Genomic DNA, 20,889 nt, shown 5'->3' with positions numbered 1-20,889 from the left:
CACCCGCTACGCCAAACGAGCATCCCTTTACCGGGCCAGCCTTGTCCTCATCGCCGCCATCATCTGGCTTCCATGATCGACAGGACAGGCCCTAGGTGGGGGGTGGCCAGCAGGGTGGGGGAGTGGGTGTGCAGGGTGGTTAGGCGGGAGGCTCTTGCTTCGTCGGGGTCCTCCTCGTGGGCGTACGCCAGGGTGGGGTCGACGAGTTGTACGGCGTGCACTAGGAGGTCGCCGGTGAGCAGCAGGCGCTCGTCGGCCACCGTCAGGAGCACCGACTGGTGGCCGGGGGTGTGGCCAGGAGTGGACAGCAGTCGTACCGCCGGGGTGAGGTCTGCCTCGCCGTCGACCACCCGGAGCTGGCCGGCGGCGCGCAACGGCGCGATCAGGCCGGCCGGTAGGCCCGGGTTGAGCGCCCGGGCCGCGTCCACCTCGGCGCGCTGGAGCAGGTAGCTCGCGTTCGGGAAGTACGGCCTGCCGGGCGTGCCGGTGACCGCCCAGCCGATGTGGTCGCTGTGCAGGTGGGTCAGCACGACCGTGTCGACGTCGGCGGGATCGATGCCGGCGGCGGTCAGTTCGGCGGGTAGCCGGCCGGGTACCGGCGCCCAACTCGCGGCGGGTGCGCCGGCCGGGCCGATCCCGGCGTCGACCAGGGTCACCGGCCCGTCGCCGGAGCGGATCGCGAAGCTCCGGAACGGCAGCCACCACTGCCCGTCCGAGGTGACCGAGGTGGGGTCGCGGCGGTCGGCCTCCGCCCACTGCGCGGCTGTGGCGTGCGGAAACGCCTCGTCGCGGGGCTGGAAGAAGCCGCCCTCGCCGTCGGTGAGCGCCGTGACCGTGATAGACCCGAAGGTGCGGCTCAGTGGCATCGCGCGATGGTGTCAGGGAACTGCTGTGTCGTGCAGCCCGGTTTCACCGGTCGGCAGAGGCCGGCTGGGGGCTGCCGGCCCAATTGCAGTACGCTCGTACTGCTTGAGCACGTGTCCCCCGAGAGGAGCGCCGGCCGATGGCGAAGATCAAGGTAAACAACCCGGTCGTGGAGCTCGACGGCGACGAGATGACCCGGATCATCTGGAAGCAGATCCGGGAGCAGCTGATCCTGCCCTACCTCGACGTCGACCTGCACTACTACGACCTGTCGATCCAGTACCGCGACGAGACCGACGACCAGGTCACCATTGACGCCGCCAACGCCATCAAGGAGCACGGCGTCGGCGTCAAGTGCGCCACCATCACCCCGGACGAGGCCCGGGTCGAGGAGTTCGGCCTGAAGAAGATGTGGCGGTCGCCCAACGGCACCATCCGCAACATCCTCGGCGGCGTCGTCTTCCGTGAGCCGATCATCATGTCCAACGTGCCGCGGCTGGTCCCCGGCTGGACCAAGCCGATCATCATCGGCCGGCACGCCCACGGTGACCAGTACAAGGCCACCGACTTCGTCGTCCCCGGCCCGGGCACGGTGACCATCACCTACACCCCGGCCGATGGCGGCGAGCCGATGGAGATGGAGGTCGCCAACTTCCCCGGCGGCGGCATCGCCATGGGCATGTACAACTACGACGAGTCGATCCGGGACTTCGCCCGGGCCTCGTTCCGGTACGGCCTGGACCGCAACTACCCGGTCTACATGTCGACCAAGAACACCATCCTCAAGGCGTACGACGGCCGGTTCAAGGACATCTTCGCCGAGGTGTTCGAGGCCGAGTTCAAGGCCGAGTTCGACGCTGCCGGCCTGACCTACGAGCACCGGCTCATCGACGACATGGTCGCCGCCGCGCTCAAGTGGGAGGGCGGGTACGTCTGGGCCTGCAAGAACTACGACGGTGACGTGCAGTCCGACACCGTCGCGCAGGGGTTCGGCTCGCTGGGTCTGATGACCTCGGTGCTGCTCTCCCCGGACGGCCGTACCGTCGAGGCCGAGGCCGCGCACGGCACGGTCACCCGGCACTACCGGCAGTACCAGAAGGGCGAGAAGACCTCGACCAACCCGATCGCGTCGATCTACGCCTGGACCCGGGGCCTGGCCCACCGGGGCAAGCTGGACGGCACGCCGGCGGTCACCGAGTTCGCCAACACCCTGGAGCAGGTCATCGTCGACACCGTCGAGGGTGGCCAGATGACCAAGGACCTCGCGCTGCTCATCTCGCGCGACGCCCCGTGGCTGAGCACCGACGAGTTCATGAACGCGCTCGACGAGAACCTGGCCCGCCGGCTCTCCGCCTGATTCGACAGCACCAGCACCGGAGCCCGTCGGCACCCGCCGGCGGGCTCCGCTGTGTCCGGCGGGCGACACGCCTGCGGCGTCACCCCGGCCCGGCACGTCTCGTTGACCAGGGTGGACGAGATGCCAGTCGCGTCCAGAAGGTTGACCGAGGTCGACCGCGGTGTGCGTGCCGATCAGCCAGCCTTCCCGGCTGTGTCGAGCACAGCCAGCCGTCCCTTCCCTGCGGGGGGCCCTGTCCCGGGCCCCCCGCGCCCTGTTTCCCAGCCCCCACGCTCGACCAGTCGGCCCCCACGCTCGACCAGTCGGCCTCACGGTCTAGCGGGCGGCCGACGCGCGGAAGCCCCGGCGGACCGGTCAGGCGGCGCGGAGCAGTTCGGCGGCGCGTTCGGGGGCGATGTCGTTGATGAAGACACCCATCCCCGACTCGGAGCCGGCCAGGTACTTCAGCTTGTCCTTGGCGCGCCGGATGCTGAACAGCTGAAGGTGCAGGTGACCCAGCTCGCGGTCGATCCGCACCGGCGCCTGGTGCCACGCCGCGATGTAGGGCATCGGCATGTCGAACAGCCCGTCGAAGCGGCGCAGCAGATCCAGGTAGAGCGGCCCGAAGGCGTCCCGCTCGCCGTCGGTGAGCGCCGGGATGTCCGGCACCACGCGCCGCGGCGCGACGTGCACCTCGAACGGCCAGCGGGCCGCCGCCGGCACGAACGCCGTCCAGTGCTCGTTCTCGGTGACGACCCGGTCGCCGGCCGCGCGCTCGGCGGCCAACACGTCCGCGTACAGGTTGCCACCGGTCCGCTCGGCGTGCCGGCGGGCCGCCGCCAGCAACGCCCGGGTGCGCGGCGTCACGAAGGGGTACGCGTAGATCTGCCCGTGCGGGTGGTGCAGCGTCACGCCGATCTCGACGCCCCGGTTCTCGAAGCAGAACACCTGCTCCACCCCGGGCAGCTCGCCGAGCACCTCGGTCCGGTCGGCGAGCGCGTCGAGGACCGTGCGGACGCGACGCGGCGGGAGGCTGGCGAAGGAGGCGTTGTGGTCGGAGGTGAAGCAGACCACCTCGCACCGACCCACGCCCGGCCGGACCGGCGTGAACGGGGTGATCTCGCCGGGCTCGTCGGCGACCCGGCCGCTCAGCGAGGGGAACCGGTTCTCGAAGACCACCACGTCGTAGTCCGGCGCGGGGATCTCGGTCAGTCGGTCGCCCACGGACGGGTCGAGCGGGCACTCGTTGGCGGGCGGCAGGAAGGTACGGGTCTGCCGGTGCACGGCGACCGCCACCCACTCGTCGGCCAGCGGGTCGTAGCGCAGTTGCGACGCGGGTGGCGGCGGCGGCAGGTCGCGGCGGTCCGGCTGGTCGCGGACGGCGGCGTCGTCCTCGTCGAAGTAGATCAGCTCCCGGCCGTCGGCCAGGTCGATCGCGGTGCGCTTCACGGCGCCGTCCCCTCACTCGTCGGCGTGCGCGTCGCGCGGCCCGCCCTCGTCGCCTTAACCATGATCAATTGGCCCACCTGTTCGCCGAGTACCCGTCGCGCGGGCGGAGGCAACGCCTCGTCGCTGACCAGTACCTGGGCTGCCGTCAGCTCGACGATCGAGGAGATGCCGACCGTGCCCCACTTCGTGTGGTCGGCGAGCACCACCAGTTGGTCGGCTGCGGCGACCAACGCCCTGTCGATCTCGGCTTCCATCAGGTTGGGTGTGGTGAAGCCGGCGCGCTCGGTGATGCCGTGCACGCCGAGGAAGAGCAGGTCGAGGTGCAGCCGCCGGACGGCGGCCACCGCGAGCGGGCCGACCAGCGCGTCCGACGGCGTCCGCACACCGCCGGTGAGCACCACCGTCTGGTCGGGCCGACCCCCGGCGTGCAGGATCTCGGCCACCGGCAGCGAGTTGGTCACCACGGTCAGGCCCGGGACGTCCACCAGTCGGCGGGCCAGTTCGGCGGTGGTGGTGCCGGCGGAGAGAGCGACCGCCGCGCCGGGCCGGACCAGCAGCGCCGCCCGGTCCGCGATGGCGGCCTTCGCCGGCAGTTGTCGGACGGACTTGGCGTGAAAGCCCGGCTCGTCCGTCGAGCCGGGACCGGACGTGGTCGCCCCGCCGTGCACCTTGGCCAGCAGGCCGCGCTCGTGCAGCGTCTCCAGATCGCGGCGGATGGTCATGTCGGAGACGCCGAACTCGGTGGCCAGGTCGGTCACCCGGACACCGCCAGCGGCTCGGACCCGATCCAGGATGGCCGACTGCCGCTGTCGAGCGAGCATCCGCCGTGCCTCCCAGGGGTCCACGTACTCTCACGTGGTCGAACGTGTTCCAACAAAGATGAACACTAGCGCGTACCCGGCAGCGGCGGAAGAAAAGGGTGGTGCGTCGACTCAGGCGGACTGGATCTTCAACTCCACCCAGCCGGTCTCGGTGAGGTGGTCGAGGACGGCCTGCACCGCCTCCGCGACGCTCACATGGGTGGTGTCCAGCACCAGGTCCGCGTCCGTCGGCTCCTCGTACGGGTCGTCGATGCCGGTCATGCCGGTCAGCAGACCGGCACGGGCTCGCGCGTACAGGCCCTTGCGGTCCCGCTGCTCGCACACCTCGAGCGGAGTCGCGACGTGCACCAGCACGAAGCCCGCCCCGGCGGCCAGGGCCATCTCCCGTGCCGTGGCGCGGGCCGCGGCGTACGGGGCGATCGGGCAACAGATGCCCACACCGTGATGCCGGGCGATCTCGGCGGCCACCCAGCCGATCCGGCGGACGTTGAGATCCCGGTCGGCCTTGCTGAAACTGAGCCCGGCGGAGAGCTCCCGGCGAACCACGTCGCCGTCGAGGAGGGTCACCGTCCGGTCGCCGTTCTCCCGCAACGCGTCGGCCAGACTCCGCGCGACAGTGGACTTGCCGGAGCCGGAGAGGCCGGTCAGGAACACCACGACCCCCCGGTGCCGGCGCGGCGGCCGGGCCCGGGCCAGTTCCTTCGCCACGGCCGGCGGGGTGTGCCACTCGGGCAGCGGGAAGCCGCGGTCGAGCAGGTCGTCGATCTCGTCATGGGTCAGCGCGAGGCGACGGTTACGCGGCGGAATGTCCTCCCGCCAGCGCCACTGCCCGTCGCGGTTGTCGTACGCCAGCTCGCGGGGCACCAGCACCCGCAGACCCGCGCCGGAAAGCATCTCCCCGGTGGAGAGCAGGTGGGTGACCCCGTACGCGGCGGACACCCGGGCCCGCAGCAGAGCGTCGCTGATCTCGTCCCGGCGGTGCGACAGCGGCACCCCGACCAGGGTGGCCGGAGGCATCCGGTCCCGGGCGGCGAAGATCGTGCGTACCAGCGCCTCCGGGGCGAGGCCGCCCACACCGCCCTCGCCGATCGGGATCATCACCAGCAGGTGGGCGGCGAGGGTGCGGGCGGCGTGTGCGATCTGGGCGAGCTGCGGCCGGTGCAGCGGACGGTCGGCGATGACCCCGAGCACCCGCCCCGGGGGCAGCAGCGCCCGGACCTCCTCGGGGCTGCGGCGCAGCCGTTGGAAGGGGCCGTGCCCTCCGTCGCCGAGCCGACGGAGGGCACCGCCCAGCCCCGCGACGCCCTCGCGCACCTGCCAGACGTCCGCCACGTCGAGGGCGGCCGCCGGGGCGCCCTCCCCGTCGGTCAGCACCAGAGCCCGACGGGCCTCGTCGCGCGGGTCGAAGCCCTGCGCCAGCGCGGCCGGCACCTGCAGGGTCACCGGAACCTGCCACGGCGTGCCGTCGGCCAGCCGGCCGCGTCGACTCACCGACACCAGGTCGGCGCGGGTCATGAAGCCGGTCAGGGGGGCGTACGCGCCGGTCAGCAGCAGCTCCAGATCCGCCAGCTCACCGGGACGCGGCGTGTACGCCGGCGCGTCCCGGAGCACCTCGTCGGGCAGCACCCAGCCGTTGCTCATCCACACCCCCCACTCGCTGACCGGCACACAGTTTCGCAGCCGACGGTCGATCGGTCGAGGCCGCCACTCCACGACCCGAGCGGTCGAGTCAGCCTCGTACCCGGCGACCCACCGCCGAGCGCAGCCAGTTCCAGACCTTCCGCTCGTCACGGATACGCGGAGCCGCGCCGTCGGCCGGGCAGATGAAGAGCAGCGGCAGTCGCGCGTCCTCGGTCCATCCGGCGTTGGTGATCCGTGCCTTGAGGAGCCAACTGCCCCGCGTGCGACCACCGTTGAGAGTCCGGAAATCGATCGTGGTGGTGGCGCGGTGCACCAGGTGGACCGTCTCCGCGCCGCCCGGGCCGGCGACCCGCTCGATCTGGAACGTCACCGGCAGGAAGATCTCGTCGCCGGTCTCCCGGCGGCGGGCGACCACGTCCAGACGAGCCTTACGGACCTGCGTGGTGGAGTCGAGCACGTCGGGCGAGATCTCGTCGACCGGGAGTACGAGCACGTCGCGCCCGTCGTCGGCGCGGAAGCCGATCGGGTGGTTCGCGGAGCGCAGTTCGGCGGCCACGCTCACCGTGACGGCGTGCTCTTCCGGCTCGAGCGCGTCGATCCTGCCGTGCCCGGCGATGCCCGCCTCCCAGCGGGCCAACCGCCGAAGGTCCTCGACCCGGCCCCGCTCGACCAGGTAGGCCACGGCCCGCTGCAACGGCGGCAGGCCTGCGGCGACCCCGGGGGCGAACCGCTCCTGAATGATCTTCTGGACCTCGCCGGCGACCTGGTCCACCCAGTCCTCGGGAGCGTCCAACAGCCGCTTGCCGCGCAGCCGGTTGATCATCTCGTTGCGCAGCCACCGCCGGTGCAGCCGGTCGCGCAGCGGCCCCGGCTCGGTGTGGGCGTCGACGACGTCCAGCGCGTCGCGCACGCTGGCGAAGTAGCTCGACGGCTCCAGCCGCGCGGCGGTCACGTTGCGGGCATCGGCCCGCTGCGCGTGGTGGTAGCAGGTGTAGTCGGACAGTACGCAGGTGCGGCGGGACGCGAAGTAGGCCCGCACGACCAGCGAATGGTCCTCCAGCCGCCGCTTGCCGCCCTCCGGGAACCGCAGCCCGTGCTCGTTGAGGAAGGAACGGCGGAACAACTTGTGGCAGGTCAGGCTGTCGATCAGCGGGGCGTTTTCCAGCGTGGCGTCGAAGCGGTTCTTGCGGAACAGCTCCCGGGGTACGCCGCGTCCGTGCCCGGCCATCTTGCCGATCACGAGATCCGCGTCGTACGTCTTCGCACAGTCGTAGAGCCGCTCCAGCGCCTGGTCGGCGAACCAGTCGTCGTCGTCGGCGAAGAAGACGTACTCGCCGCGGGCGCGCTCGATGCCGAGGTTGCGCGGGCGCGACGGCCAGCCCGAGTTCTCGATGTGCACCACGTGGATGTGCGGATGCTGGGCGGCGAGCCGGTCCAGCCGCTCACCTGTGTCGTCGGTGGATCCGTCGTCGACGAAGATCGCCTCGAACTCGTCGGACGGCAGTGACTGCCGCAGCAGCGACGACACCAGCTTCTCGATGTGGGGTCCGCAGTTGTACGCGGGCACCACGACACTCACCTTGGGGACGCCAACCTCGACCATCACGATCCTTCCCGCGTCGGCGGTCGAATATCCCCCGGAACACTGCCCGGTGAACGGGAAGTGAATCGTGCCACCCCGGAGTGGACTTTCCGGCGGCGGGGTCTGACCGAACGCGGGACCGGCGCAAACGTGCGGAGACCCTAGGGGTGTGCCGCGGCGAGGATCAGGGGAGCTCCGGGGGCGCGCCGGTGTCGACCGGGGGCATCGACTCCCTACGCTGGCCCTGTGACACTGATCGCGACCCAGTCGCTCACCAAGACGTACGGAGGTCGGGTCACCGCGCTCACCGACCTCACCGTCGCCGTCGAGCCCGGGATCATCGGCCTGGTGGGGGCGAATGGCGCCGGAAAATCCACCTTGATCAAGATCCTGCTCGGCCTGATCGCCCCGACCAGTGGTCAGGTCTCGGTGCTCGGCATCGACCCGACCACCGAATCGGCGGCGGTTCGTGCCCGCGTCGGCTACATGCCCGAGCACGACTGCCTCCCACCGGACCTGTCCGCCGCCGAGCTGGTCACCCACCTCGGTCGGATGAGCGGCCTGCCACGCACCGTGGCCCGCGAGCGCGCCTCCGAGGCGCTGCGCCACGTCGGGCTCTACGAGGAGCGCTACCGGCCGGTCGGCGGCTACTCCACGGGCATGAAGCAGCGGGTCAAGCTGGCCCAGGCGCTGGTGCACGACCCCGACCTGCTGCTGCTGGACGAGCCGACAAACGGTCTGGACCCGGCCGGGCGGGACGCCATGCTGGCGCTTGTGCACCGGATCGGCACCGAGTTCGGCATCTCCGTCCTGGTGTGCTCGCATCTGCTGGGTGAGGTGGAGCGCATCTGCGACACGCTGATCGCCATCGACGGCGGGCGCCTGCTGCGCGCGGACCACATCTCCGCGATGACCACGGCCACCGACGTGCTGGCCGTGGAGGTCAGCGAGGGCACCGAGGAGCTGGCCGCCCGACTCGCCGCGCTCGACCTGCCGGTGGCGCGCGACGGCCGACTGCTGCTCGTACCGCTCGCCGATGACAGTACCTACGACCTGATCCTCGGCGCGGTCGCCGAACTGGACCTGCCGCTGCACCGGCTGGACCAGCGCCGGCACCGGGTGGCCGAACTCTTCGCCACGAGGGAGCTCACCCATGCCTGAGCTGTCATCCGCCGTGCGGTCCACGCCCACCGGCGTCATCCACGACATCGGCTATCAGCGCTACGAGGGTCCCCGACTGGGCCGCCGGCACGTCTTCGGCGCGCTCTACCTGCACGGCCTGCGCGCGATCTTCGGGTTCGGCCGCAGCGCCAAGGCCAAGATCTTCCCGTGGTTGGTGATCGGCATCGTCACCCTGGTCGCGGTGGCCCTGGCCGCCGTACGCAGCCAGCTCGGTGAGCCGGTCGCCACGTACGCCCAGTTCGCCGACGCGATGAGCTGGCTGGTCCTGTTCTTCGTCGCGGTGGCCGCGCCGGAGCTGGTCTCCCGGGACCTGCGCAGTGGTGTGCTGCCGCTGTACTTCTCCCGCCCGCTGCCGCGCGCCGACTACGCGCTCGCCAAGTTGCTGGCGCTGGTCACCGGCCTCTGGCTGCTGCTCGGTGGGCCGCAACTGGTGATGTTCCTCGGTGCCGCGTTCACCACCAAGGACGGGCTGCGTGGCGTCTGGAACGAGCTGCTCGACCTGCTCCCCGGGCTGCTCTACGCCGGGTTGTGGGCGGTGGTCTTCGCCTCGGTCGGTTTGCTGGTCGCGTCCATGACCGGCAAGCGCGCGTTCGCCGCCGGTGGCGTGGTCGCGGTCTTCCTGATGACCACCCCGATCGTGGGCGTGCTGAGCATCCTGCCGTCCCGTGCGGCGAACGAGCTGGCGGGGCTGGCCTCGCCCTCCACCCTGGTGCAGGGGGTGGGCATCTGGTCGCTCGGTGACCTGCTGGTCCCCGACAACCAGGGCGGCCCGTCGATCGGTGGGTTCGGCCCGGTCTACGCCCTGGTCGCGGTGCTGCTGGTCGCCGGCGCGACCGCCCTCCTGCTGGCCCGCTACCGGAAGGTCGCCTCCTGATGAGCAGCACGCTGAGCCTGACCGGGGTGTCCCGGTGGTACGGCAACGTGGTGGCCGTCAACGACATCAGCATGACCCTCGGCCCCGGGGTGACCGGTCTGCTCGGCCCGAACGGCGCCGGCAAGACCACGCTGCTGCACATGATGGCCGGATTCCTCTCCCCGTCACGGGGCACGGTGACCCTCGACGACGAGCCGACCTGGCGCAACCCCGACGTCTACCGTCGGCTGGGCCTGGTCAGCGAGCGGGAGGCGGTGCAGAGCTTCCTCACCGCGTACGAGTTCGTGCTCGCCAGCGCCAAGCTGCACCGGCTGGCCGATCCGGCGGCGGCGGCCCGACGGGCCATCGACCTGGTGGAGCTGGAGTCGGCGCAGGACCGCCGGATCGGCACGTACTCCAAGGGCATGCGCCAGCGTGCCCGGGTGGCCGCCGCGCTGGTGCACGACCCGCAGGTGCTGCTGCTCGACGAGCCGTTCAACGGGATGGACCCGCGCCAGCGGCTGCACATGATGGAGCTGCTGCACTCCCTGGGCGACTCCGGGCGGACGATCCTGTTCAGCTCGCACATCCTGGAGGAGGTCGAGCAGGTCTCCGGCACGGTGCAGGTGATGGTGGCGGGTCGGTTGGCCGCCTCCGGAGACTTCCGGACCATCCGTCGGCTCATGACCAACCGGCCGCACGTCTTCGCGGTGCGCTCCACCGACGATCGGGCGCTTGCCGTCGCGCTGATCGCCGAGGCGTCGGTGAGCGGTGTCGAGCTGGACCGTACCGGCCTGACCGTGCGCGCCGGCGACTACGGCGCCTTCACCCGGGCGCTGCCCCGGATCGCCCTGCAGAAAGGCATCCGGGTGCGTCAGCTGGTGCCGTCCGACGAGTCCCTGGAGAGCGTCTTCTCCTACCTCGTGGAGGCCTGAGGTGAGTGCGAGGAGTGAACGAGCGCAGCGAGTGAGCCCCGCAGTCACGAACGAAAGAGGCTGAGATGTCGACCATTACCTGGATCACCGCGCGCGGGCTGTTCGGCCGGCGTCGGTTCCTGCTGCTGCTTCCCCTGCCGCTGGTCATGCTCGGCCTGGCCGTCCTCTGCCGTTCGTTGGGCGTGGACCCGCGCGAGTGGGGTCCGCCGGTGCTGGTCGGCCTCGGCCTGGCGGTGGTACTGCCGGTGGTGGCCCTGATCATCGGCACGGGCGTGCTGGGCGCGGAGATCGACGACGGCACGGTGGTGCACATCCTCACCAAGCCGTTGCCGCGCTGGCAGATCGTGCTGCCGAAGCTCGCGGTCGCCGCCGGGGTGAGCGCGGCCACCGTCGCGGTGCCGCTCTACGTCGCGGGCGTGCTAGCCGATTCGGTACGCCTCGGACTGGCGCTCGCCGCCGCGTCCGCGCTCGGCGCGTTGGCGTACTCGGCGCTGTTCCTCGCGCTCAGCCTCGTCACCCGGCGTCCGGTGCTGCTCGGTCTCGTCTACGTGCTGATCTGGGAGGGGTTGCTGGGCAACTTCGTCAGCGGCACGAAGGTGCTCTCCATCCAGCAGTACGTGATCGCCCTCGCCGACCGGCTCGCCCCGAGCGGGCTGCTGGAGGCCAGCGTGTCGGTACCGGTCGCCGCGGTGATGACCGCGCTGGTGAGCGTCGGCTTCACCGTGCTGGCGATCGACCGCCTGCGTTCGTTCAGCGTGGCCGGCGAGACGAGCTGAGGGCGGTACGGGTGCGGCCAGCCCTCCGGCGACGGGTAGGGCTGGCCGGATGGACCGGGCCGCGACCAGGGCCGAGGCTGGTGGAGTGAGTGTCGAAGCGGAGCGCAGACCATTGGCTGACCAGTACTCGCGGAGCAGCCGGCCCTGGCTGACCAGTCTGGCCGTCGCCGGGTTGGCGTCCGCGACGGTCGCGACGGCCGCCCAGGGCAGCGGTCGGTTCCACTGGTGGGCCGGCTTCATCCTGATCCCGGCCGCGTTGATCGCGGCCAGCGGCGGGCCACTGCTGGCACGCGGTGGCGGTCGTGCCTTCGCCGGTTACGTCGTCGCCTGCGTCGGAACGCTGGCGTTCGTGGTGGGTGCGCTGTTGATGTTCGGGGCGATGGGGAAGGGCTGGCCGCTGATGGTGGTGCTGCCCTGCCTGGCGGTCGCCGGCACGTACGGCTGGCGGGCGGCACACCCTCTGGCCCGTGGTCTGCACCGGGCGGTGGCGCTGCTGGCGCTCACCGGCGCGCTGCTCGGTGTGACCCTGCAACTGATCCACCTCCGGGTGGTCCACCTGGAGACGGGCTGGTGGGGCGCGTTCATGATGCTGGCCGGGGTGATCGTGCTGGGCAACGCGGGCGAGCTGACCCGGCACCGGATGCCGTACCGGCTCCAGGCGATCACCCTGCTGGTCGGGCCGTCCGTGGTGGCCATCCTGCTCGGCCTGCGCTTCCTGCGCGGCTGGTGAGGGCCGGTCCGCCGCCGCCCCCGGGGGGGGTGGGCGGCGGCGGACTTCGGTCATCAGAAGGCGCAGGCGATCACGAGTTCCGGGGTGCGGTCCGGCAGGAGGTCGAGCTTGCCGATCCGTCCGGCCGCCCGCAGGTCGTCGGCGACGAGGGTGAGCTGCTCCAACAGTGCCGCCGGGCCCAGCGCCTCGGCCAGCGGCACCTCCGCCTTCATCGACAGTTTCCGCTCCGACTTGGCCCGCCGCACCTGCCCCAACGCGTCGCCGGCCAGCCGCAGCAGCGCGGGCTCGCCCGTCCCCTCGATCGTGCGGGCCACCTCGTAGGTGGTCGGCCAGGGCGCACGGTGCACCGACCCGTACCGCCACCACGACCAGATCTCCTCCGTGACGTACGGCAGCACGGGGGCGAACAGCCGCAACTGCACCGACAGCGCCGAGGCCAGCGCCGCCCGGGCCGAGTCGGCCGCCGCTCCGGTGCCGTACGCCCGTTCCTTGACCAACTCGATGTAGTCGTCGCAGAACCGCCAGAAGAACGCCTCGGTGGCCTGTAGGGCGGCCGTGTGGTCGTACCCGTCGAAGGCCGTGCTCGCGGCGCTGACCACCGTGCCCAGTTCGGCGAGCATGGCTCGGTCGAGCGGGGCGGTCGCCGACAGCTCCAGGTCGCGGCGTGGCGTCAGACGCGCCGAGCTGGAGTTGTCGTACACCGCGCGCAGCGCGTCCGCGGCGCCCAGGCCGAGCGCGAACTTCGACGCGTTGAGCAGTTTGGTGGCCAGCCGGCGGCCCACCTTGATCTGCGCCGGGTCGAAGGCCAGGTCCATGCCGGGCTTGCCGCTGGCCGCCCAGTAGCGCACCGCGTCCGAGCCGTGCTGCTCCAGCAGCGCGAGCGGGGTGACCACGTTCCCCTTGGACTTGGCCATCTTCTTGTGGTCCGGGTCGAGGATCCAGCCCGACAGCACGGTGTCCCGCCAGGGCAGCACCCCGTGCTCGAAGTGCGACCGGACCACGCTGTCGAACAGCCAGGTCCGGATGATCTCCTGTCCCTGCGGGCGGAGGTCCATCGGAAAGACCCGCGCGAACAGATCGGGGTCGGTCTCCCAGCCGCCGACGATCTGCGGGGTCAGCGACGACGTCGCCCAGGTGTCCAGCACGTCCGGGTCGCCGATGAAACCGCCCGGTCGGCCGCGCTGCGACTCGTCGAAGCCGGGCGCCGGGTCACTGGACGGGTCGACCGGCAGCGCCGACTCGTCCGGCGTGAGAGGGCGGGCCCAGTCCGGTTCGCCAGTGTCGTCGAGCCGGTACCACACCGGCACCGGCACTCCGAAGAAGCGCTGCCGGCTCACCAGCCAGTCACCGGTCAGGCCGCCCACCCAGTTGTCGTAGCGGTGCTTCATGTGCGCCGGCACCCAGTGCAGTTCCGCGCCCCGGGCCAGCAGCGTCGCCCGCAGGTCGGCGTCGCGTCCGCCGTTGCGCAGATACCACTGCCGGGTCGAGACGATCTCCAGTGGCCGGTCACCGCGTTCGTAGAACTTCACCGGATGGGTCACCGGACGCGGCTCGCCGACCAGGTCGCCCGCGTCGGCCAGCATCCCGACGATCTCCCGCCGGGCCCCGTTGACGGTCTGCCCGGCCAGCGCCGCGTACGGCCCCGCCGGCACACCGGCCGGCGGCTCCGGAACCAGCCGGCCGTCGCGGCCGACGACCACCCGGGTGTCGAGGTCCAGATCCCGCCACCAGGTCACGTCGGCGAGGTCGCCGAACGTGCAGACCATCGCCACGCCGGTGCCCTTCGCGGGATCGGCGAGCGGATGGGCACGCACCGGCACCTCGACGGCGAACAGCGGGCTGCGCACGGTCGCGCCCACCAGGTCGGCGTACCGCTCGTCGTCGGGGTGGCAGACCAGCGCGACGCACGCCGGCAGCAGCTCCGGCCGGGTGGTGTCGATGAGCACCTCGCGCCCACCGGGCCCGACGAACCGCAGCCGGTGGTAGGCGCCGGGACGTTCCCGGTCCTCCAACTCGGCCTGGGCGACCGCGGTGGCGAAGCCGACGTCCCACAGCGTCGGCGCCTCCGCCTGGTACGCCTCACCCCGGCGCAGGTTGCGCACGAACGCCCGCTGGCTGGTGGCGCGGGCCATCCGACCGATCGTCGTGTACGTCAGGGACCAGTCCACCGAGAGCCCGAGCCGCCGCCAGAGGGCCTCGAAGACCTGCTCGTCGGCGACCGTCAGCCGCTCGCACAACTCGATGAAGTTGCGCCGCGAGATCGGCGTCGGATCGCGGCGCGCGGCGTCGTCGACAGGGGTGGCCGGGGGCCGCCACACCGGGTCGTACGCCAACGCCGGATCGCAGCGCACCCCGTACACGTTCTGCACGCGACGTTCGGTGGGCAGCCCGTTGTCGTCCCAGCCGATGGGGTAGAAGACCGCCTTGCCGCGCATCCGCTGGTAGCGCGCGACGGTGTCGGTGTGCGTGTACGAGAAGACGTGCCCCATGTGCAGCTCGCCCGATACGGTCGGCGGCGGGGTGTCGATGGAGTACACGTCCTTCCTACGACCATTCCGGCTCGGCGCGTCTGCCGCCGCGCCGCGACCCGGAACGGTCGCCTTCGAGCGGTCGAACGCGTACGTGCCCTCCTCCTGCCAGCGCTGCGCCCAGCGCTCCTCGAGCCCGTCCAGACTGGGACGCTCGGGAACGCCGGCGCGGGCCGTCCTCGCCGTATCGGTCATCTGCCGATCGTAGGCATCAGCAGGGTGCCGGGCCACGGAGTTGCGTATCGCCGGTCCTACACGAGCGAGTCGCGCCACTGTCGGTGCAGGGCCGCGTACCGGCCGCCGGACCCGACCAGCACGGCCGGCGGGCCGTCCTCGACGACCTGCCCGCCGTCGACGACGAGCACCCGGTCGGCGGTTTCCACAGTGGAGAGGCGGTGTGCGATCACCAGCGCCGTCCGGTCCCGCAGGATGGTGCCGAGCGCCCGCTGCACCAGCCGTTCCGTCGGCACGTCCAGCGACGACGTCGCCTCGTCGAGGATCAGCACGGTCGGGTCGGCCAGGAACGCCCGGGCGAACGCGACCAGTTGCCGCTGCCCGGCGGAGAGCCGGCCGCCGCGTCGGTGCACCTGCGTGGCGTACCCGTCGGGCAGCGCGGCGATGAAGTCGTGCGCGCCGATCGCCTGTGCGGCGGCCCGCACCTCGGCGTCGTCGGCAGCCGGCCGGCCGAACCGGATGTTCTCCGCCACCGTGCCGCTGAACAGGTGGTTCTCCTGGGTCACGAGCACCACGGCGCGGCGCAGGTCGGCGTCGCACACCGCGCGCAGGTCGATCCCGTCCAGCAGGACCGTGCCGGTGTCCGGGTCGTGGAACCGGGCCACCAGCTTGGCGATCGTCGACTTGCCCGCCCCGGTCGGCCCGATCAGCGCGACCGTCTGCCCGGCCGGCACCCGCAGGTCCAGCCCGGCGAGGATGGGCGTGTCGGCACGGTAGCCGAACGAGACGTCCCGGAAGGTCAGCTCGCCGTGACCGGGACCGCGGGGCAGCGGCACCGGCCGGGCCGGTTCGGCGACGGAGGGCCGCTCGTCGAGCACCCCGGCCAGCTTCTCCAGCGCCGCCGTCGCCGACTGCAACGAGTTGTAGAACTGGCTCAGCTCCTGCATCGGCTCGAAGAAGCGCCGTAGGTAGAGCAGGAACGCGGCGAGCACCCCCACCTCGGTCCGCCCGCCGAGCACCCGCCATCCGCCGTAGCAGAGCACGACCGCGACGGTCACGTTGCCGACCAACTTGATCGCCGGCGAGTACGTGGCGATCAGCCGGAACGCGTCCAGGCTGGCGCGCCGGTAGTCGTCCCCGAGCGTCACGAAGATCCGCTGGTTGCGGGGCTCCCGGCGGAACGTCTGCACCGCGCGGATACCCCGCATCGATTCGACGAAGTGCACGATGACCAGCGCGACGGCTTCCCTGGTCCGCCGGTAGGCGGTGGCCGACGCCCGTGCGAACCAACGCGAGAGCCAGAACAGGAACGGGAACGCGAGCAGCGTCACCGCGGCCAACGGCAGGTCCAGCCAGAGCAGGATGGCGGCCACCGACAGGATCGACAGCGCGGCCAGCACCAGGCTGTCGATCCCGCCGTCGACCAGCTCGGCGATGGAGTCCAGGTCGCTGGTCAGGCGGGACACCATCCGGCCCGACGTGTACCGCTCGTGGAAGCCCACGGACAGTCGCAGGAAGTGCCCGAACACCCGCTGCCGCAGGTCCAGCAGGACGGCCTGGCCGATGCGGGCGGAGAGGGTGAGGAAGCCGCGACGGGCCGCGTACTCCGTCACGGTGGCGACGCCGAACGCCCCGGCGACGGCGACAAGTCCGGTGGGGTCTCCGGCGCGCAGCGGGGCGATTGCCCGGTCGATGCCGACCATCACCAGGTAGGGGCCGGCCATCGCGGCGGCGTTCTGCGCCAGCAGCAGGCCGACCGCCGCGGCGAGTCGCCCCCGGTGCGGGCGCAGCAGGTCGGCCAGCAGGGCCCGGCTGTGCCGGCGCAGCCGGGCGACCGCCTCCGGGGTGCTCTCCTCGGCCCGACTTCGGTCGGCCTCCGGGTCGGTGGCCGTTCCCCGCCAGCGGGTCAGCTCCGGCTCCTTCTCGGGAGGCGGGTCGACCTGCTCCGGGGAGGTCACGAGCGCACCAACCCCCAGCCGTCCGATGCGGACGCGCCAGACCCCGTCGGCCCGGTGCGCCCGGGTTCGGTACCGCCCGCGCGGGCGGCGGCCGATGGAGCGGCGGCCGATTGCGGGGGAGCCGGTTGCGCGGGGGGTGGTTCCGCGGCGCCGGCAGATGTCGGTCGTGCCGGTGCTGGCTCGGCGGCGAGCAACGCGCGGTAGGCGGGCACGTTGGCGAGCAGTTCCGAGTGCCGGCCGATCGCGGTGATCCGTCCACCGTCGAGCAGGGCCACACGGTCGGCCAGCGCGATCGTCGACGGCCGGTGCACCACCAGGAGCGCGGTGCTGGCACGCAGCACCTGGCGCAGCGCCGCCTCGACCAGCGCCTCGGTGTGCACGTCGAGGGCGGACAGCGGGTCGTCGAGCACCAGCAGCGCCGGGCGACCGAGCACCGCCCGCGCCAGCGCCAGCCGCTGCCGCTGACCGCCGGAGAGGGACAATCCCTGCTCACCCACCCGGGTTGCCAGACCCCACGGCAGGTCGTACGCGAAGTCGGCCTGCGCCAGCGCGAGGGCCGCGCGGACCTCGTCGTCGTCGGCGTCCGGGTGGCCCAGGGTGAGGTTCTCCCACACCGACATGGAGAAGAGGGTGGGCTCCTCGAACGCCACCCCGACCAGTCGGCGCAGCGAGGCCAGCCGCAGTTCGCGTAGGTCGTGCCCATCGAGGGTGATCCGGCCGCCGGTCACCTCGTGCAGTCGGGGCACTAGGGAGAGCAGCGTGCTCTTGCCGCAGCCGGTGGCCCCGACCAGGGCGAGCGTCTCACCCGGCTCGATGGTCAGGTCGATCTCGTGCAGGACGCCCGTCGCGGCGCCGGGGTAGCGGAAGGCGACCCGCTCGAAGCGGAGCCGGCCCTGCACCGCGTCGCGGGTCAACGCGAGCGCGTCGGGAGCGTCCACGATCTGCGGCGGAGTGTCCAGCACCTCCTGGACACGGTCCGCGGCGGTGGCCGCCTCCTGGCCGTTGGCGATGATCCAGCCCAGTGACTGCACCGGCCAGATGAGCATCAGTTGGAGGCTGGCGAACGCCACCAGCTCGCCGATGGTGAGCACCCCGCGCGCGGCGGCGGCCGCCCCGGCCACCAGCACCACGCCCAGAGTCAGGTTGGGCACCAGGTCGAGCAGCGCCGCAGTGTTCGCCAGGAGTCGACCCTTGCCCACGCCGGTGTCGTGCAGCGTGCGGGCCCCGTCGGCGAAGCGGGCGGCCAGCTCCGGCCCCCGCCCGTACGCCTTCATGGTGCGCAGGCCGTGCGCGGTCTCCTCGACAAGCGTCGCCACATCGCCCTGCTGGTCCTGCATCCGTCGGGACGCGGTGTGGTAGTGCCGGCCGAACCGGCGGGTGATCAGCAGCAGGGGCACCGCGCTGGCCGCGACCAGCAGCCCGAGTGCCGCGTGCAGGTGGATCAGCAGCAGCACCACCACCACGTAGGTGGTCAGGTTGAGCACCAGGAAGAAGACACCGAACGACAGGAACCGGCGGATCACCGACAGGTCGCTGGTGATCCGGGAGAGCAGTTGGCCGGACTGCCAGCGGTCGTGGAAACTGGCCGGCAGCCGCTGCAGGTGCGCGTAGACGTCGGCGCGTAGCGCGGCCTCCATCCCGACCGCCGAGGACGACTGCACCCACCGGCGGATGAAGATGAGCACCGCCTCGACCACGCCGAGCAGCAGCGCCAGGCCGCCGAGCTGGAGCAGACCGGCGGGGTCGTGGCGGGCCACCGGCCCGTCCACCACCCGCTGCACCACCAGGGGTACGGCGATCCCGGCGGCCGTGCCGGCCAGCCCGGCGACCAGCAACCAGGCGAATTCGGTGGAGTACGGGCGCAGGTAGCGGCGTAGCCGCCAGAGGTTGTGCACGGGGTGGCGGCCCGCGGCGACCCGGGCGGCCCGGTCGCCGTCGCTCTCCACAGGCACTACCCGACGGTAGCGTCATTGGGTGCCCGTGTAGTTGTCAGCTTGCCGTCAACCGCCGCTCATGACCGAGAAGCCACTTCTTCACGTCCAGCCCCCAGCGGTAGCCGCCGAGGCTCCCGTCGGTCCGCAGCACCCGGTGGCAGGGCACGAAGAGCGCCGCGGCGTTGCGCGCGCAGGCGGCCGCCGCGGCCCGCACCGCCGGTGGCCGGCCGGCCAGCGTCGCGTATGCCGTGTAGGTGACCGGGGCGCCCGGCGGGACGTCCCGCAGCACCTGCCAGGCGTGCGCCATGAACTCGCCGCCGGTGTGCTGCCGTACCGGGACCGTGTCGATGGCGGTGAGGTCCCCGTCCAGGTAGGACCGGACGGCCCCGGTGGTCGGTCCGAGGTCGGCGCGTTGCCGTACCGACGCCCGCAGGGTCGGGTGGATCAGGGGCAGCAGAGCCTCGGCGTCCGGGGTGAAACCGGCCGCCAGGACCTGACCGTCGCTGTCGGCGAGGATGCTGAGTGGGCCGGTCGGAGTGGTCAGTACGGTGCTGTCGATGTTCATGCCGCTCTCCAGAGTCTGATCGTGGCGTAGGACCGCCAGGGGCGCCACCGTTCGGCGTGCGCGTGGAGGGTGTCCTCGGGCAGGCCGAGCGCTGCTGCGCCCCGGCGGATCGCGAGGTCGGTGTCGAGGAGGACGTCCGGGTCGCCGAGGGCCCGCATGGCGAGGTAGCTGGCGGTCCACGGGCCGATGCCGGGCAACGCGAGTAGCCGCCGCACGGTCTCCTCCCGGTCCCCGCCCGGCGCCAGGTCCACAGTGCCGTCCAGGACGGCGCGGGCAAGCCCGAGAATGGTCTCCCGCCGCCGCACCGGCATCCCGAAAGCGCCCTCCGGCACCCCCAAGACCTCCTCCGGCGTGAGAAACCCCCGCAGGTCGCTGCGTTGATCATGAAGTTGTTGTCGCGACACGCCGTCCTCGGGGGCAACAACTTCATGATCGACACGGTTGGCCAGGAGGCGGGTCAGTGTGGTGCGGGCGGAACCCACCGAGACCTGCTGGCCCACGATCGCGCGTACGGCCATCTCGAAGCCGTCCACCGCACGGGGGACGCGGATGCCGGGCTCGGCGGCCACCGCCGGAGCCAGGGCCGGGTCCGCCGCCAGCGTGGCGTCGACGGCCTCCGGGTCCGCGTCCAGGTCGAGAAGCCGGCGGCAGCGGGCCACCGCCGGCGCCAGGTCGCGGAGGTCGGTCAGGCGCAGCGTCGCCGAGACGTGCCCGTCCGCCGGGGTCAGGGCCACCTGGCCGGGGCCGTGCGGCAACCGCAACCCCCGGTGGTACGTCCCGTCGCGTACCTCCTCCACACCGGGCAGCGCGCGCACCGCGAGGAAGTCCAGCAGAGCGCGGGCGTGCAACGGCGGACGGTACGCCAGCCGGAGCGTGATCGTCCCCGCCCCGACCACCGCCAGGTGTCGGCCGCGAGCCGTCCGCAGCTCGGAGGGAGCGGTCGCGTACACCTCGCGGACCGTGTCGTTGAACTGCCGCACGCTGCCGAAGCCGGCGGCGAACGCGATCTCGGCCATTCCCAGGCCCGTCGTCTCGATCAGGATCCGGGCGGTCTGTGCGCGCTGTGCACGGGCCAGCGCGAGTGGTCCGGCACCCATCTCGGCGCGCAGCATCCGGTGCAGGTGCCGCTCGGTGTAGCCGAGGCGGGCGGCCAGCCCCGGTACGCCGTCCCGGTCGACCACCCCGTCGGCGATCAGGCGCATCGCCCGGCCCACCACGTCGGCGCGGACGTCCCACTGGGGTGAGCCGGGCGCGGCGTCCGGGCGGCAGCGGCGGCAGGCACGCAACCCGGCGCCCTGTGCGGCGGCGGCCGACGGAAAGAACCGGACGTTCTGCCGCTTGGGGGTGACCGCCGGGCAGGACGGCCGGCAGTAGATCCCCGTCGACGTCACACCGGTGTAGAACCAGCCGTCGAACCGCTGGTCACGACTGTCCACCGCCCGGTAGCACCGCTCGAAGTCCATCTCCACATCACCGATGATGCCCCGCTGGCAGAGCCCTCGGCTGGCGGGATTCGGACCTGACAGCCCACCTCCCACTCCGCGTGCGGTGATCAAGAGGT

The 20,889-nt window shown here is 72.1% G+C and carries 15 protein-coding genes and 1 pseudogene; 6 read left to right on the top strand and 10 right to left on the bottom strand.

The window, feature by feature from the left end; genetic code table 11:
* Positions 1 to 59: 59 nt before the first annotated feature.
* Entirely contained in the window at positions 60 to 866 is an 807-nt protein-coding gene (locus ABZU91_RS31500) for an MBL fold metallo-hydrolase (RefSeq protein WP_355248542.1), read from the bottom strand.
* A 137-nt stretch (positions 867 to 1,003) separates the two neighbouring features.
* Here ABZU91_RS31500 and ABZU91_RS31495 point away from each other — a divergent pair, with 137 nt between their 5' ends.
* Entirely contained in the window at positions 1,004 to 2,221 is a 1,218-nt protein-coding gene (locus ABZU91_RS31495) for an NADP-dependent isocitrate dehydrogenase (RefSeq protein WP_355248539.1), read from the top strand.
* Positions 2,222 to 2,575: 354 nt separating this feature from the next.
* On the opposite strand, the gene galT is transcribed toward ABZU91_RS31495, so the two are convergent.
* The 4 genes from galT to ABZU91_RS31475 all read right to left on the bottom strand — a co-directional run bounded on the left by galT (position 2,576) and on the right by ABZU91_RS31475 (position 7,714).
* On the bottom strand, positions 2,576 to 3,649 hold the full coding sequence (galT, locus tag ABZU91_RS31490; RefSeq protein ID WP_355248536.1) for a galactose-1-phosphate uridylyltransferase: 1,074 nt from the start codon (positions 3,647 to 3,649) through the stop codon (positions 2,576 to 2,578).
* Complete coding sequence (locus ABZU91_RS31485) at positions 3,646 to 4,470, bottom strand: DeoR/GlpR family DNA-binding transcription regulator (protein ID WP_355248533.1); 825 nt, start codon at positions 4,468 to 4,470, stop codon at positions 3,646 to 3,648. Before ABZU91_RS31485 ends, galT begins: the two co-directional genes overlap by 4 nt.
* 111 nt (positions 4,471 to 4,581) lie before the next feature.
* Entirely contained in the window at positions 4,582 to 6,111 is a 1,530-nt protein-coding gene (cysC, locus tag ABZU91_RS31480) for an adenylyl-sulfate kinase (protein ID WP_355248530.1), read from the bottom strand.
* An 88-nt stretch (positions 6,112 to 6,199) separates the two neighbouring features.
* On the bottom strand, positions 6,200 to 7,714 hold the full coding sequence (locus ABZU91_RS31475; RefSeq protein WP_355248528.1) for a glycosyltransferase: 1,515 nt from the start codon (positions 7,712 to 7,714) through the stop codon (positions 6,200 to 6,202).
* A 225-nt stretch (positions 7,715 to 7,939) separates the two neighbouring features.
* On the opposite strand from ABZU91_RS31475, the gene ABZU91_RS31470 reads away from it, so the two are divergent.
* The 5 genes from ABZU91_RS31470 to ABZU91_RS31450 all read left to right on the top strand — a co-directional run bounded on the left by ABZU91_RS31470 (position 7,940) and on the right by ABZU91_RS31450 (position 12,169).
* Entirely contained in the window at positions 7,940 to 8,854 is a 915-nt protein-coding gene (locus ABZU91_RS31470) for an ABC transporter ATP-binding protein (RefSeq protein ID WP_355248525.1), read from the top strand.
* Positions 8,847 to 9,749, top strand: a complete 903-nt coding sequence (locus ABZU91_RS31465) for an ABC transporter permease (RefSeq protein ID WP_355248522.1) — start codon at positions 8,847 to 8,849, stop codon at positions 9,747 to 9,749. The genes ABZU91_RS31470 and ABZU91_RS31465 overlap by 8 nt, the downstream gene beginning before the upstream one ends.
* The gene (locus ABZU91_RS31460) at positions 9,749 to 10,663 is read left to right on the top strand and encodes an ABC transporter ATP-binding protein (protein WP_355248519.1); all 915 of its coding nucleotides are present in this window, start codon (positions 9,749 to 9,751) and stop codon (positions 10,661 to 10,663) included. Before ABZU91_RS31465 ends, ABZU91_RS31460 begins: the two co-directional genes overlap by 1 nt.
* 65 nt (positions 10,664 to 10,728) lie before the next feature.
* Entirely contained in the window at positions 10,729 to 11,439 is a 711-nt protein-coding gene (locus tag ABZU91_RS31455) for an ABC transporter permease subunit (protein WP_355248516.1), read from the top strand.
* Between the two features lie 85 nt (positions 11,440 to 11,524).
* Positions 11,525 to 12,169 (top strand): hypothetical protein, encoded by a 645-nt coding sequence (locus ABZU91_RS31450; protein ID WP_355248513.1) that lies wholly within the window; start codon positions 11,525 to 11,527, stop codon positions 12,167 to 12,169.
* Between the two features lie 53 nt (positions 12,170 to 12,222).
* On the opposite strand, the gene valS is transcribed toward ABZU91_RS31450, so the two are convergent.
* The 5 genes and pseudogenes from valS to ABZU91_RS31425 all read right to left on the bottom strand — a co-directional run bounded on the left by valS (position 12,223) and on the right by ABZU91_RS31425 (position 20,797).
* Positions 12,223 to 14,892, bottom strand: coding sequence for a valine--tRNA ligase (gene valS / locus ABZU91_RS31445; RefSeq protein ID WP_355248511.1), 2,670 nt, complete (start codon positions 14,890 to 14,892; stop codon positions 12,223 to 12,225).
* Between the two features lie 56 nt (positions 14,893 to 14,948).
* Positions 14,949 to 16,829 carry an ABC transporter ATP-binding protein gene (locus ABZU91_RS31440; RefSeq protein ID WP_355248508.1) on the bottom strand — a complete coding sequence of 627 codons (1,881 nt, stop codon included), beginning with the start codon at positions 16,827 to 16,829 and terminating at the stop codon, positions 14,949 to 14,951.
* 176 nt (positions 16,830 to 17,005) lie between these two features.
* Positions 17,006 to 18,781: pseudogene (locus ABZU91_RS31435) on the bottom strand (ABC transporter ATP-binding protein); the annotation flags it as partial.
* Positions 18,782 to 18,818: 37 nt separating this feature from the next.
* Entirely contained in the window at positions 18,819 to 19,328 is a 510-nt protein-coding gene (locus ABZU91_RS31430; protein ID WP_355248505.1) for a methylated-DNA--[protein]-cysteine S-methyltransferase, read from the bottom strand.
* Positions 19,325 to 20,797 carry an AlkA N-terminal domain-containing protein gene (locus tag ABZU91_RS31425; protein ID WP_355248502.1) on the bottom strand — a complete coding sequence of 491 codons (1,473 nt, stop codon included), beginning with the start codon at positions 20,795 to 20,797 and terminating at the stop codon, positions 19,325 to 19,327. Before ABZU91_RS31425 ends, ABZU91_RS31430 begins: the two co-directional genes overlap by 4 nt.
* Between the last annotated feature and the right edge of the window lie 92 nt (positions 20,798 to 20,889).

The organism is Micromonospora sp. NPDC005174, assembly GCF_040608495.1.
Taxonomy (GTDB): domain Bacteria; phylum Actinomycetota; class Actinomycetes; order Mycobacteriales; family Micromonosporaceae; genus Micromonospora.
The sequence above is the reverse complement of the archived record's forward strand: the minus strand, read 5'-3'. Positions and strand labels throughout refer to the sequence as shown.